The organism is Paenibacillus sp. DS2015 (assembly GCF_050433705.1).
Taxonomy (GTDB): Bacteria; Bacillota; Bacilli; order Paenibacillales; family Paenibacillaceae; genus Paenibacillus_AQ.
This window is the reverse complement of record NZ_JBNPWS010000045.1, coordinates 19,636-33,512: the sequence shown is the minus strand read 5'-3', so window position 1 is coordinate 33,512 and position 13,877 is coordinate 19,636. Positions and strand designations below refer to the sequence as shown.

Genomic DNA, 13,877 nt, shown 5'->3' with positions numbered 1-13,877 from the left:
GCATGAAAGAAGAACATCGGAAAGCCGTATGAAGGAAAACTTCACGTACGGTTTGATGAGGAGGGGCTGAAATAATATTCAGTCCTTCACTCTAGTATCTGATAGGTCACAATCTAAAAAGTAGTGGTTGACAGAGAGAAGACCTCAGAGGAGTTTTGGAGGAATGTGGACAAGCGGAGCGTTCACTGTTAAAGGAGGATTTCTACCTAATTCAATCCAATTCAAGAAATCTTCCTTTAACAGTGAGGGTAACATCCTCCCAAACGGAACGCTGTTTCCACTACATTTTATTGTCAACTGCTGATTTGGGTTTGAGCCTCTAATAGAATAATATAAGCGAAATTCAAAATAGGATATATGGGGTAATAGATAGTAAGAACAGTTAAAATCCCTGATTATAATGGGGATATCAATAATATGGGGTGATCACATGCTACACAAGATCAAGTTAAAAAAACGATACCAAGCTGTAATTTCATTATTCACTTCTGTGATTATAATATGTAGTATTTCGGGTTATGCTTATGCTGATTCTCCGGATACATCAAACGTAATAAATTCGTCCAAGACAGAATTAACGAAATCAAGTGCTTCTCACATAGATAGCCATAATGATGATGTAACCACACTGAAAGTGAAACACGCCGTGTTTGAGGGACTTGCGGATAGCCACACTATGGAGATTACGCTCAGTGGAGAAGCTATAGCCATTCAATTTGATGAAAAATTAAAGCTTGAGATAGAACAATTACAAGAGGGAGATCACCTTAAAGTGAAATATACGGAGCAAGCTGTTCAAGGCGATTCAGCTCTTATTAGAAATCTTACATTTATAAAAAGTAGTTGTAATTAGGGCTCAACATCGAAGTAGTTTTCTTAAGGTAAATTGTAGACAAGCGCTTATGCTTCATCAGAACTTTTAGTAAGTGTATAAGGCTATCGATCCTTTTTCAGGGTTGGATAGCCTTTTTTTTCTGTTATTTTGTAAATCTATCGCCGATGGCGAACACGAATAATATCTAATCTTGATAAAATAGTATACAGATTGTCCCACTTGGCTTAATATGAAGTTAATATTATCCAACAGGAGGTCACTAACAAAGTGCAAGATCAATTTGGCTATACTCAATACTTGGTTCGAAAAAAGGTCCTTTCCATCGCCGGTGCAAAGTTTCATATTTATAATGCCAATCAGGAACTCGTGATGTACTCCCAAATGAAAGCTTTCAAATTAAAAGAGGACATTCGGCTGTTTAGTGATGAGAGTATGACCGAGGAATTACTTACGATCTCGGCTCGCAGTATCATTGATTTCTCCGCAACATATGACGTTAAGGATACGAGAACAGGAGAACATATCGGTTGTCTGCGCAGAAAGGGACTTAAATCAATGCTGAAGGACGAATGGCTCATTCTGAACGCAAGTGAAACCGAAATTGGACGGATTAAGGAAGATAACCCACTCCTTGCCTTATTACGGCGTTTCTTATCCAACCTGATCCCTCAAAAGTTCAACGTTCAGACTAACGGGAACACGATTGGTACTTTTAAGCAGAATTTCAACCCGTTTGTCACAAAAATTAATGTCGATTTCTCATTGGACCATGGTCAGACACTTGATCGCCGCTTAGGGCTTGCTGCGAGCGTATTGCTCTGCGCTATCGAAGGGAAGCAGGGTTAATAGCTTGCTGTTATATAATCACTTAGAAAAATAATATGCAAAAGGCAGGGTGATCATCTATCCTGCCTTTTGTGTTGCGCGGTCCATCTAACTTTACCATCAAATTACATATCGTAAGGTGTCTCTATCATTTATAATTAGCATTATTACTTTTTCAGAGAATCTTCAGCAGGATGTGGTAGTATAGAACTACATTCTTTTTTCAGCGGAATGTTAACTTAGGAAGGGGCACTATGTTGTGAATAAACAAAATCAACTTGTGAACAAACAGCAAAAAGAAAAAATACCGGAGTTGCAACTAGTAAGGGCTATGGCGATTATGGGTGTGTTATGCGTTCATTCTACGTCTAATGCGGTATCTGAGATGACGGGTTCAGGGTATTTTTTCATCTATAATTTTTTCAATATCTTTATGAAACTAGGTACACCAACATTTATATTTTTAAGTAGCTTTGTGCTGTTCTACAACTATTATTCTCGTCCACTGACGAAAAGTCTCGTTACGGGCTTTTTTAAGAAGAGATTGTTGTATATTATTATTCCTTATTTTTTGTTCTCAGTTTTATATTTTGCTATATTGCAATACTTCTACTATCCTGATCGTTCATTTATAGAGACAATTACTAGTTTTGGAATGAAGCTTATTACGGGGAAAGCATATACGCATTTATATTTTGTATTTATTAGTATACAGTTTTATGTTCTCTTTCCACTTGTGCTCTGGCTGTTCAAGAGCAAACCAGCGCTATCTAAATGGGCTATCCCGATCGGACTCAGCATACAGTGGGCGTTCGTTCTCATTAATAAATATGTTCTGACAACGCCTGTACCGAATAAAGGAAGTTGGTCATTATCTTATGCTTCCTACTTCTTTCTCGGAGCATTCATAGGAATTTATTATCCGAAATTAAAAGCTTGGATTATGATGAACCGAGAGAACGCTAATCCTGCACGTATTGCGCTGTGGGCTGCTCTATGGCTTATTTGGCTCGTAGCAGGTATCTCACACGTGTACATTTGGTATCAGTTTCGCTTGAATGGCGTTCAATATAACTCTACATTATATGAGCTATTGTGGAATGTTCACACGTATACGTTCGCTCTAGTGTCGCTTCAAGTAGCACACATTATATATTATAAAGGTTCATCGTTATTGGTTAAACCGATGGAAAGACTCGGAGCGCTATCTTTCGGGATCTATCTCATACATCCGCTCTTTCTGTTAATATATCGTAAATTCCCGCCAGTAACCGGTACAGCTTGGATCATCCATCTATGGTATCTTGGCGGAATTGTCACTGCCCTCGTAGGGTCGTGGATTGTGGTCTCCTTAACTGCGCGATTTATTCCGTTCTCATGGATGATATTTGGAAATCTTCCGAAGCCGAAGAGCAAGCCGAGTATCAATCAAAGTCCAGGCACAACACATGTAGGTTAGAACATCAATTCATCATATATATAAAGCAAAAGCCCACATTCGCAGTCTTGCGAAGTGGGCTTTTGCTCTACACTACCTATTGATGAACAAATAGCATGAATAGCTGATCTGATTTCATGGCACTCTAAATCTAATATATTCCTAAGGAAATTAGGAAAGGGATGAGTGTATGAGACACTGGCAGGGGAGCATGATCGTCTGTTTGTTGATCATTAGTACCGTAGGATGCAGTAAAGAAGTCATCAAAAAAGAAGTCAAAATATATAATATGGAATCTAATAAAGAGGGGAATATACGCGCTAAATCGCAAGGGAAGGGACTGAATGGACCCTTTCTGAACGAGATGAAGAGGTCTTTTGAAGAACAGCATATTCTATTAACCCACGAGGCGTACACGGTAGATCCGAACGGAAATATTCAGTATGTCTATTTAATAAATGGCAACCCCGAGAATTATATTTCCATGTATGTATTTAAGAATGAACAAGAACGGATGATGAGAATGGAACATTTATACGGAAACAATAGTGTAGTAGCGACACCAACTACGCGCACTGAAATTTACAGTTTAGAAGGCACAGCCTTAGTCTACACCTCTGCGGGTAAGGACAAGGGAAGATATGATGAAGAAGTGAGCCATATATTTAGCACGTTACTTAACAGGGTGAACAAGGTTGAGTAATTTGATTTGTAGACAAGTAGACAAGATCATTAATGGTATATGAAGCCGAAACCTAATGAGTTGGATTGAGCTGGAGTTAGTGCCCTCATGTTCTAAGAATAGTTAAAAATTCTGTAATATGAGGGCGCACTTTTAGTTTTCACTCTACATGGGTTTCGGCTTTGTGTATTTCTCGTATAACATGTTTCAGCTCTGGGACGATAATTCGCTCCAGTGCTAATTTGACAGCACCCTTCGATCCGGGCATGGAGAATACGGCTGTATTTCCTACGGTGCCTGCAATTGCACGACTTAGAATGGCTGCAGAACCGATGTCCTCTGTGAAACTTAAGAATCGAAAGATTTCTCCAAAGCCTGGAAGTGTCCGATCTAATAAAGAAGCCACGGCCTCATAAGTAGTGTCCCTCGGAGAGATACCTGTTCCACCTGTTAGCAATACCGCTTCAATACGGCTGTCATTGGAAGCTTCAAAAATAAGCTCTCTGATCCCCTCATAATCGTCTTTAACGATAACGTAATTAACAATGGTGTAACCAGCAGCTTCTAGTAAGGTTTTCATCAGTTGGCCACTTACGTCTGTTTCCTCATTGCGGGTGTCTGACACTGTAACAATCATACAAGATACAGAACGTGGTGCTTCACTACGATGTTGTTCTACTGAATTCATTGTTCATCATACTCCTTAGATCTTCAGATGATGGTAACGTGTACTTTAGCATAAGTCATCATTCATCTTAGTGCAAGAAAATGTAACGTATGATCACGGTGATTGCTTGCTCAAAAGGGTCACCTATAGTAAAATCGGCTAAACACAGAAGGCTTTATATGGAGGAGAAATTATGAATAATCTCGAACAGAAACAGGCTACACCGATATATATTTTGTCAGGATTTTTGGGAAGTGGCAAAACTACATTACTCCAGAAGATGGTTTCTCATTGGCAGGAACAAGGATTGCGCCCAGCTGTGATTATGAATGAGATGGGTGACGTGAATTTAGAAGGCGTTCTAATAGAGGAAACAGTGCCGATGACAGAAATGCTTAGCGGATGTATCTGTTGTTCTATAAGAGGAGATTTAAGTCTAGAAATAGCCAATCTGATCAATAGGGAGTCACCGGATGTCATCATAGTGGAAGCCACGGGAGTAGCGAATCCAATGGAAATTCTAGATGGGGTGACAGAAGCAGCGCTCTATATTAAAATAGATCTAAAAAGCGTCATTACGGTTGTTGATGCGATTCACTTGTTGGAATTGTATAAGGAACAGAAAGGTCAGACCTATCGTCTCATGCAAGAACAGATCCGCTGTGCATCCTATCTCATTCTTAATAAAATAGATCGCGTAAATGAAGCGGAGCAGCTGCAATTAAGAAATATTATTTCTGGATGGAATGAATTTGCACCTATTTTCCCAGCGATTCGTTGCGAGATAGATATTGACCTTTTATATGGAGAGGACACATTCGATCCGTCATCGTTGAGAAAGGCGCTATCTGAAGAGCATGAGGAAAGTCATCATCACGAAGATGATCCTAGTTGTAACCATCATGACCATGAGCATGAACATATGCATCATTCACATGACCATGTTATGGTGTATACGCACTATTTCGAACATGCCATAGATAGTCACAAATTTGAAGAATGGGTCTCTCGACTGCCTCGTGAAGTATATCGTGCGAAAGGAATTATATCCTTTAGTGATACTTCGAGCCGGTTCTTATTTCAGTATGCTTACAGGGAATCGGACTTCTTGAAAATCACACCTCAAGGTAAGGTTCCTGATGTAGCTGTCTTTATAGGAGAACATTTCTCTAAGTCAGATCTAATGAACGGCTTGATTCAGTTAGAAAATGAATGAATGTAGGGTGTTGCATCTTGTGGTTTGTGCATATATAATATTGAAAACTAACGTCGATGAACGGGAGAGTAATGCGGGTAATGAGCATTCAGCGAGCCGGAAATAGTGTGAGCCGGCATGATCAGCCTACATGAAGCGCACCTGATGAGATGATTATTCCAACCGAGATTTACGAGTTAATTCTCTAAGTAGAGTGGTCCGGCTGACAGCCGTTAGATGGTCATTGAGCGGAATAGTTATTCTCTTTCGAACTGTTCACTTAGAGTGGTACCGCGGGATTTATAGTTCTCGTCTCTTTTATAGAGACGGGAGCTTTTTTGTTATATATAGCAGAGGAGGAAGTTTATTATGTTATTACAAATAGCTATAGAAGCCATTCAGCCTTACGTATCTTTAAGTGTAGAGCAAATTAAAGACTTGTTAGAAATTCCCCCATCAGCGGAGATGGGGGATGTTGCATTTCCTTGTTATACATTGTCCAAAATTCAGAAACAAGCACCCCATACTATCGCTGAGCAGTTAGCTAGACAAATGCAATTGGAAGGGATCCAGGTTACGGCAGAAGGACCCTATGTCAATTTGCGTTATGACCGGGGTTATTATTCGAATATTCTTATGCAACAAATGCAACACCCCCATTATGGTCAACTGAATATTGGACATGGGAAAAAAGTTATTATTGATATGTCCTCCCCTAATATTGCCAAGCCATTCGGGATTGGTCATCTCCGGTCCACGATGATTGGATCTGCACTCTATAATATGTACCAGATGGCAGGGTATGAGGTAGTCAGTGTCAATCATCTAGGAGATTGGGGTACTCAGTTTGGTAAACAGATCACGGCTTATAAGCGTTGGGGAAATGATGAAGCTCTGATAGAGAACCCAATTCAGGAATCTTTACGTTTGTATGTCGCTTTTCATGATCAAGTTGAACATGACGTGACCCTTGAGCCCGAGGCGAGGGAGTGGTTCCGTAGATTAGAGTCAGGAGACGAGGAAGCAGTAAGATTGTGGAAGTATTTTGTGGAAATTAGCATGCAGGAATTCAATCGGATGTATACAAGACTTCATGTGAGCTTTGATCATGTACTTGGAGAGAGCTTTTACAATGATAAGATGGCGGCAGTGGTTCAAGCTTTAGAAGAGAAGGAGCTCCTGGAGCGAAGTGAAGGTGCACTTGTGGTAAGATTAGATGAAGAAGGAATGCCTCCTTGTCTAATTATGAAGTCAGATGGATCGACCATTTATCCAACACGTGATTTAGCCACGGCATTCTATCGACATGAAGTGATGCAAGGGGATCAATTATTATACGTCGTGGGTGGAGAACAGAAACTTCACTTTGAGCAAGTATTTGCGGTATTAAAGAAAATGGGGGCGACATGGGTAGATCATTGTAGACATGTTCATTTTGGATTAATGAAGTTTGAGGGTAAGAAGATGTCCACTCGTCGTGGAAAGATAGTTCAGCTTGAGGAAGTGCTGGATGAAGCTATAGCACGTGCATTACAAGTCATCGAAGATAAAAATCCAGATTTACCGAATAAACATGATGTAGCAGAAGCGGTAGGGATTGGGGCAATTGTTTTCGGTGATCTGAAGAATAACCGGGTTAACGAGGTGGACTTCTCGCTAGAAGATGCACTGAATTTTGAAGGGGAGACAGGTCCATATCTGCAATATACTTACACAAGAACCCAGAGTCTAATTCTCAAAAGTAAAGTTACTGAAGATAGAGTTACTGATGATAGAGTGACTGAAGATGAGCAAGCACTCCTTAACACCCCGCAAGAGCAACCGGTCAATCCACTTGGAGAGTCTGGATGGGAACTTCTTAAAGTGCTTACTCGATATTCACAAGTACTGACACGTGGAATTCTTAATAATGAGCCATCTGTTCTCGCTAGATATGCTTTGGAAGTGGCTCAGGCGTTTAATTATTACTATAATAAGGAAAGAATTCTTGAGCAGAACCATGATCTAAGAACTGCAAGACTTACATTGACGCAATTAACTGGAGATTCGCTACAAAGAACGATGCATATATTAGGTATCCGTACTCCGAATCGGATGTAAACAAGGTCCCGGGCTTATCATACAGGTTTCTCATCTGTAATGGCTCTAACAAGAGTATACAATGGGTCTTATGTTACTTTACATTATTGTATCAGAGGTTATAGATAGGTATAAATGCTCAATCAGTACTTCCATGTTGATTGATTCCGCTAATTCCTTTAACATAAGAGGAAGTATTATTGCAGATTAGCTTGCACTGAGGTGTGGGTCTTTAATAGTGAACGGAGCGGAACGCATGGGAAAAGAGAGACTACTCGATAGCGATCATTCCAAGGATGTATTTGCCTATTTTGGACTTGCTGTATACTATTCGCAAGCATTAGAGCAGCAACTTGCCAATTTACTAATGCTTATGAAGCTATCGCAAGGGAATATACCGTCAGAAGAAGATTTCGAAGAATTATATCAAAGTAAATTAAGCAGTTCTCTGGGGCAATTAGTACAGGAAATTCAACATTACTTTCCCTTCTCGGAAGAAGAGACCATTCAACTTAAGAAAGTATGGAAACAACGGAATTATATTGTTCATGATTATTTTAAGGAGCGAATTCATGAGACCTTCAGTCCAGCAGGACGCTCTAGAATGATACGTGAATTGACAAATTTCAAGGATCAGGCACAGGAGCTTGAAAAAAAACTTCAAGGATATTCTCGAGAGCTATACGTTAAGTTAGGACTGGAAAAAGATTTCACACCTAAACAAAAGATCTAAAAACTTTTGTCTATAGTAAGCCAAGACCCTCATTCCACAATAGGAATGAGGGTCTTGGCTATTTAAATAAGAGGAGGGGGGAACTCCAGATGTTTACTATTTCTTTATACTATCCCACCAGGGAGGGGCTGACCTTGAACAGATGTAACTACTTCTAATCGTTCAGATGTAGCGGGTGTTGCCAAGGTATTACCTTGTTGTAACTGATATAGCTGATGGTATCTGCCGCCAATCTTTAATAATTGATCATGACTACCTCTCTCAACAATTTCGCCACGGTGCAAGACTAGGATTTGATCTGCACTGCGGATGGTGGAGAGCCGATGGGCGATAATGAATGTCGTCCGACCTTTCTTCAGAACTTCGAGAGCCGACTGTATGATACTCTCTGTTTCTGTATCAATATTAGCGGTAGCTTCATCCAAGATCAGAATCGCTGGATCGAATGCGAGCGCACGGGCAAATGAGATGAGTTGACGTTGACCGGCAGAAAGTGTACTACCTTTCTCTACGACGGGCTCATCGAATCCTTGTGGAAGATGGGCAAGAATTCTTTCGGCCCCAACATCACGAAGTGCCTTCTCAATCTGCTCGCGGGTGATTTTCTCATCGCCTAGGCTAACGTTAGATGCCACAGTACCTGTGAAGAGATAGGGGTCTTGAAGTACAATCCCCATATGGTGGCGGAGCCACTGCTTCGGTATACTCTTCACTTCTTGGCCATCTACCGTAATGGTACCTTTTTGTGGATCATAGAAGCGGAAGAGAAGATTAATGATCGAACTTTTACCTGAACCGGTATGACCTACGAGTGCAATGGTCTGTCCTTGCTTCGCTTCAAAAGATATATTTTTGAGAACATAGTCTTTCTTGTAAGCAAAAGATACATCTTTGAATTCAACATTCCCTTTGTAACGGGGCATTTGGCCATCCGTCACTGCTTCGCCTTCTTCATCCATCAATTCAAACACTCTACCAGCTGAAACCATCGAGGAGTCGAGTGCGGCAAGTTGATTTACCATGCCTGTGATGGGCTGAAATAGTCGGCCTAATACATCTACAAAAGCATACAACACACCGAGTGACACGGCATTAGCCCCACTTAATGATCCGAATCCGAAATAGGCTAGTAATACTGCAAATGACAAGCTCCGCAGAACATTAACAAGGTTATGTGTTGTCCAGGCGTTAAGATTAAGCATCTTATTCTGGTACTTCATGTAATCTTGATTAAGGGCCTCGAATTCTTCATTGGTCTGTTTCTGACGTCTAAAGATACGAATAATCGACATGCCTTGAATAGACTCATTGATGATTGCGTTTATCTCACTTAAACGTGAACGGATAATGGTATTGAATTTCGTTGCAAATTTTCGGTACAAATAGATCCAAATGAATAAGATCGGAATAATAAAGAGGCATACAAGCCCCAATTGGACATCGAGCATGAACAGGGCGACATAAACACCTGCAATATAGACAATACCAGAGCTAAAGTTAGCAAGGACGGCTACGAACAAATCCTTGACAGCTTCTGTGTCATTCGTAATCCGAGATACCACCTTACCTGCAGGTAAATTATCGAAGAAGTGTACAGGTAGTCGCTGTATATGAGCGTACACATCCGTACGTAGTTTCTGAATAACCTTGTTTGCAGATGATTGCAGCCAATATGTTTTACCAAATTCAGTAAAAATCGTAACCACTAATAGAATAAGATATAATCCGACTAGCTTCATAATGCCCGGAATTTCAGGCTTATAGAAGGTAAATAGCTGATCTGCTGTTAAAGCTTGAGCAGGGTATGAATTCTGAATCGATCCATTTGTAATCGTTAATTGACCCTCTGTATAGCTCTTTTTGCCAGCGGATACTTCAACGGGCTGATTAATAAAGTAGAAGCTACGTCCCTGCTGAAGAATGCGAATTTCATTCCCCTTAGGCTCATCCTCAGCGAATCGATCACCGCGTTTATAGTAATGACCTTCATAGGGGACAGCCCCAAAGGAATCAGAAGCAGCTGTCTCAAAAAAGGGTTGTTCAATGCCAAGCATATGATCATCGATCATGGCCTTGGCTATAAAAGGTCCCGCTAGCTCTGCCGCTACACCGATACACAACGTAATAATCGCGGCAATAAACATCGCTTTCGCGGTCAGAGCATAATGGAACAAGCGTTTACCGATATTCAATTTAAGACACCACCTTAAGTCGTAAGTTTATTCTCAACTTGTTGACGTTCGTATTGTTCCCTATACCAGCCACCTTGGGCTAACAAATCTATATGTGTTCCTTCTTCGATGATACTTCCTTGTTCCAGCACGAGAATCCAGTCCGCGTGCTCCACAGCTGATAAACGGTGGGTAGAAATTAAGGTCGTTTTGCCAGCTCGTTTGAGCCTAATATTCTCAATAATTCGAGCTTCTGTTCTGGCATCTACCGCGGATAGCGCATCATCAAGAATAAGGATTTCAGGATTACCAATGAAAGCTCTAGCCAATGCAACACGTTGCTTTTGCCCACCTGAGAGGGCTACACCTTTTTCCCCAACTAGCGTATCTAGACCATCAGACAAAGTAACTAGGTCGTTCTCAAACGCTGCTGTAGCGATAGCCTCCATAATGAGGTCATCACTTGCATCTTTCAGTCCGAACTGAATATTCTGTCTCACAGACTTAGAGAATAGAATCTGCTCTTGAGGAACATATCCCATCCAACTATATAGTTGATCCTTCGCAATATTCTCAATCGGAATTCCAGATATGAGCAATTGACCGCTTCCTGTTGGATATTCATGAAGCAATTGCTTAAGCAAGGTCGATTTCCCACTTCCGGTACGTCCAACGATACCGAGTGTCTCTCCTTTTTGCATGGTGAACTGAATATGCTTTAGATTATCGACCGTTGAAGTTGGGTAACGGAAGGTGATATCTCGTAGCTCAATCGTTTCAGGTTTATCTACATGAATAGGATGAGGGACATCATTAACATCAGGAACAACGGATAGAATTTCGTCAACACGATCTAGTGACGCACTTCCGCGTTGCATAATATTAATAAGTTCTCCAATAGCGAACATAGGCCAGATCATCATTCCAAGGTACATGTTGAACGAGACAAGATCTCCAAGCGTAATCTCATTCTTGAATACGAGATAAATCCCATAAGCTAGACCAATCACATAACTAAGTCCTACACAAAGGCGAATCGTTGGCTCGAATAAAGCATCAAGTTTGGTGACATGCATATTTTTGCGATATACATCATCGGTGATCTTCTGAAAACGTTCTTGATCTGATCTTTCTTGAACATACGCACGAATAACACGAACCCCTGCAACCGATTCCAGCACTTGGTCATTCATATCACCAAAAGCATCCTGTGCTAAAGAGTAACGTTCGTGAATGATTTTACCGTAAATCTTCATCGCTATAGCGATGAATGGAAGGGGGATAATAGCAGCTAAAGTGAGCTGCCAACTGACCAGAAAACCCATTGCAAACAAAATGACGAGTAAATAAATCGTTGAATCTGTCATAACTAACATACCGAAACCTGCTGTAGCCGATACTGAACGAAGGTCATTTGTTGCCCTTGCCATTAGATCACCCGTACGATTCCGTTCAAAGAACGGAGGTGTCATGCCGAGTAAATGATTCATATATCGTGAACGGAGAATGCGTTCCACAAGGTTGGCACCACCGAAGAGCCTGTGCATCCATATGTAAGTGATAATATAGATAACGATTAGAATGATAACAATGGAAAGGATATATACGGCCAGTGAGGTACCTGTAATCGAGCCTGTCACAATATCATCAATCGCATTTCCAAGTAAACGTGGAGGGAGTAGCTCGCCAATTCCGCATACAATTAGCATGAACAAACCAATCATGTAGCGCTTTTTTTCTTGACGAAAAAACCATCCCAATTTTTTAAGAACAGAAAACAAAACACTCACTTCCTTTCAATTAGAACCTGCTGGCGACCTCTGAGACCCATTTTAAACAGAAAAAAAGACACACCATCCGTGAACGGACGATATGTCTTCTAGAGTTATCATGCGTACGGTTATTGAAGAGCAACCGTAGGAACATGGTAGGATTTACTTATAAAGGGTCCAAGATGCACAATTGCTTTCTTGTTAGAAAGTTTCCACCAGCAGGGTTACTCCAGTATTCAATTGTTGTAGTCCAGTAAATTGATGAATTGCTTCGAGATCAATCAGCAGGAATATAGTATTAAACACTTTACTCACCCTTTCTTAGGAAATTAAATCCAATTGGATTCTTGTATGCTAAGAATTCTAACACCGTGCTTCCTAAACTGTCAATTTTTATTTTTGAGGCAATTCAAGCTTTGGATATGTCAAGGCAGTTAAAGTAATCCGTAGAAATCTGTATTTTTTGCTTAGGTTCAGGTATGATAGAGTTCAAAGCAAGATTTGATTATGCATAAAGGAGTTGGCACTAATGAATATTCGCATCAGCAGTGAGGCTGCACGTTGGTATGTTAAGGAACTGAATTTGAAAGATGGAGACGCTGTTCGTTTCTTTCCACGTTATAGCTCAGGTGGAGGACTCCATCCCGGGTTTTCGCTAGGGATTTCCGTAGAACAGCCTCGTGAGGTTGGAATTAACCAACATATGGAACAGATTCATTTTTATATAGAAGATCAAGATCTTTGGTATTTAAGAGGATATGATCTCATTGTGAATTATTTAGAGCCACTCGATGATATTGAATATATATATGAGGAAGTTGAAGAAGTAAGCTCGAAGTAATAAATTTTGGGTAAAATAACATCAAAAACTCCTATTCCGTGAGGAAAGGAGTTTTTGATTGTGTCTGGTTGAATACATTTTCTTCCATCGCAAATTGAAAATCTTCAATATCATATACCTGTACTTGTACACCACCTTCAATAATCCGCTCAATCAGTTCGAATTGATCTGTGAGGAGGGGAAGGTGTTCACGTTGTGAGATTAATAAGAGTTCGGTTTCTACTGGGTCAAAGGACTCACCGTAGGCTTCATTATCATGAGCATTGATCACTGTAATGGTTGTTAATTCTCCGAGAGGAATAGCCGCACTTTTAGCCCAAGGAATGATAAGCGCACGTTCTATTTTTTTTTGGTTAAGGGGCTGTTCTAAATAGACGGTTAGTTCCTTCATTTGGTTCTTAACATGCTGGTCATCCTCGCTATTACTCATAATCAATTCGGAGCTATTCTGTAGTTCGTATAACTCCATGATACTTGTATATGGAATAATATATTCAACGTGACTTGACGGTTGTAGCAATTCACCGTAAATGGCGAGCATTGCTGCCTCCATTATAAATTGTCTGGACATGTACTTCCTCCTGAATCTGACTTAGAAATATGAAACCATTGTAGGAGGGAAAAGTCAACTCTGTAAAG

12 protein-coding genes and 1 other annotated feature are annotated in these 13,877 nt (G+C 40.5%); of the genes, 8 read left to right on the top strand and 4 right to left on the bottom strand.

Annotation, left to right across the window (positions count from 1 at the left end):
- Window positions 1–430 precede the first annotated feature (430 nt).
- The 4 genes from J2T13_RS24630 (at window position 431) to J2T13_RS24615 (ending at window position 3,801) form a co-directional block, all read left to right on the top strand.
- Window positions 431–853: a hypothetical protein gene (locus J2T13_RS24630; protein WP_429375179.1), complete on the top strand. Its 423-nt coding sequence runs from the start codon at window positions 431–433 to the stop codon at window positions 851–853.
- 249 nt (window positions 854–1,102) lie between these two features.
- Window positions 1,103–1,681, top strand: coding sequence for a hypothetical protein (locus tag J2T13_RS24625; RefSeq protein WP_429375177.1), 579 nt, complete (start codon window positions 1,103–1,105; stop codon window positions 1,679–1,681).
- Window positions 1,682–1,919: 238 nt separating this feature from the next.
- Window positions 1,920–3,119: an acyltransferase gene (locus tag J2T13_RS24620; RefSeq protein ID WP_429375175.1), complete on the top strand. Its 1,200-nt coding sequence runs from the start codon at window positions 1,920–1,922 to the stop codon at window positions 3,117–3,119.
- 169 nt (window positions 3,120–3,288) lie between these two features.
- Window positions 3,289–3,801, top strand: coding sequence for a hypothetical protein (locus J2T13_RS24615; protein WP_429375173.1), 513 nt, complete (start codon window positions 3,289–3,291; stop codon window positions 3,799–3,801).
- Between the two features lie 139 nt (window positions 3,802–3,940).
- On the opposite strand, the gene J2T13_RS24610 is transcribed toward J2T13_RS24615, so the two are convergent.
- Complete coding sequence (locus J2T13_RS24610) at window positions 3,941–4,468, bottom strand: MogA/MoaB family molybdenum cofactor biosynthesis protein (RefSeq protein WP_429375171.1); 528 nt, start codon at window positions 4,466–4,468, stop codon at window positions 3,941–3,943.
- A 172-nt stretch (window positions 4,469–4,640) separates the two neighbouring features.
- Here J2T13_RS24610 and J2T13_RS24605 point away from each other — a divergent pair, with 172 nt between their 5' ends.
- The 3 genes from J2T13_RS24605 to J2T13_RS24595 all read left to right on the top strand — a co-directional run bounded on the left by J2T13_RS24605 (window position 4,641) and on the right by J2T13_RS24595 (window position 8,454).
- Complete coding sequence (locus tag J2T13_RS24605) at window positions 4,641–5,663, top strand: CobW family GTP-binding protein (protein ID WP_429375169.1); 1,023 nt, start codon at window positions 4,641–4,643, stop codon at window positions 5,661–5,663.
- A 47-nt stretch (window positions 5,664–5,710) separates the two neighbouring features.
- Window positions 5,711–5,962, top strand: a binding site (T-box leader).
- A 49-nt stretch (window positions 5,963–6,011) separates the two neighbouring features.
- On the top strand, window positions 6,012–7,742 hold the full coding sequence (gene argS / locus J2T13_RS24600) for an arginine--tRNA ligase (RefSeq protein ID WP_429375167.1): 1,731 nt from the start codon (window positions 6,012–6,014) through the stop codon (window positions 7,740–7,742).
- Window positions 7,743–7,977: 235 nt separating this feature from the next.
- Window positions 7,978–8,454, top strand: coding sequence for a hypothetical protein (locus tag J2T13_RS24595; RefSeq protein ID WP_429375165.1), 477 nt, complete (start codon window positions 7,978–7,980; stop codon window positions 8,452–8,454).
- Window positions 8,455–8,558: 104 nt separating this feature from the next.
- On the opposite strand, the gene J2T13_RS24590 is transcribed toward J2T13_RS24595, so the two are convergent.
- On the bottom strand, window positions 8,559–10,598 hold the full coding sequence (locus tag J2T13_RS24590) for an ABC transporter ATP-binding protein (protein WP_429375182.1): 2,040 nt from the start codon (window positions 10,596–10,598) through the stop codon (window positions 8,559–8,561).
- Between the two features lie 62 nt (window positions 10,599–10,660).
- Window positions 10,661–12,406, bottom strand: a complete 1,746-nt coding sequence (locus J2T13_RS24585; protein ID WP_429375163.1) for an ABC transporter ATP-binding protein — start codon at window positions 12,404–12,406, stop codon at window positions 10,661–10,663.
- Between the two features lie 520 nt (window positions 12,407–12,926).
- Between J2T13_RS24585 and J2T13_RS24580 the strand changes: the two genes are divergently transcribed.
- A complete protein-coding gene (locus J2T13_RS24580; RefSeq protein WP_429375161.1) occupies window positions 12,927–13,238 on the top strand; it encodes a HesB/YadR/YfhF family protein in 312 nt (103 codons plus the stop codon).
- A 31-nt stretch (window positions 13,239–13,269) separates the two neighbouring features.
- Here the strand turns inward: J2T13_RS24580 and J2T13_RS24575 are convergent, their stop codons facing one another.
- The gene (locus J2T13_RS24575; protein ID WP_429375160.1) at window positions 13,270–13,809 is read right to left on the bottom strand and encodes an ADP-heptose synthase; all 540 of its coding nucleotides are present in this window, start codon (window positions 13,807–13,809) and stop codon (window positions 13,270–13,272) included.
- Window positions 13,810–13,877: the final 68 nt, after the last annotated feature.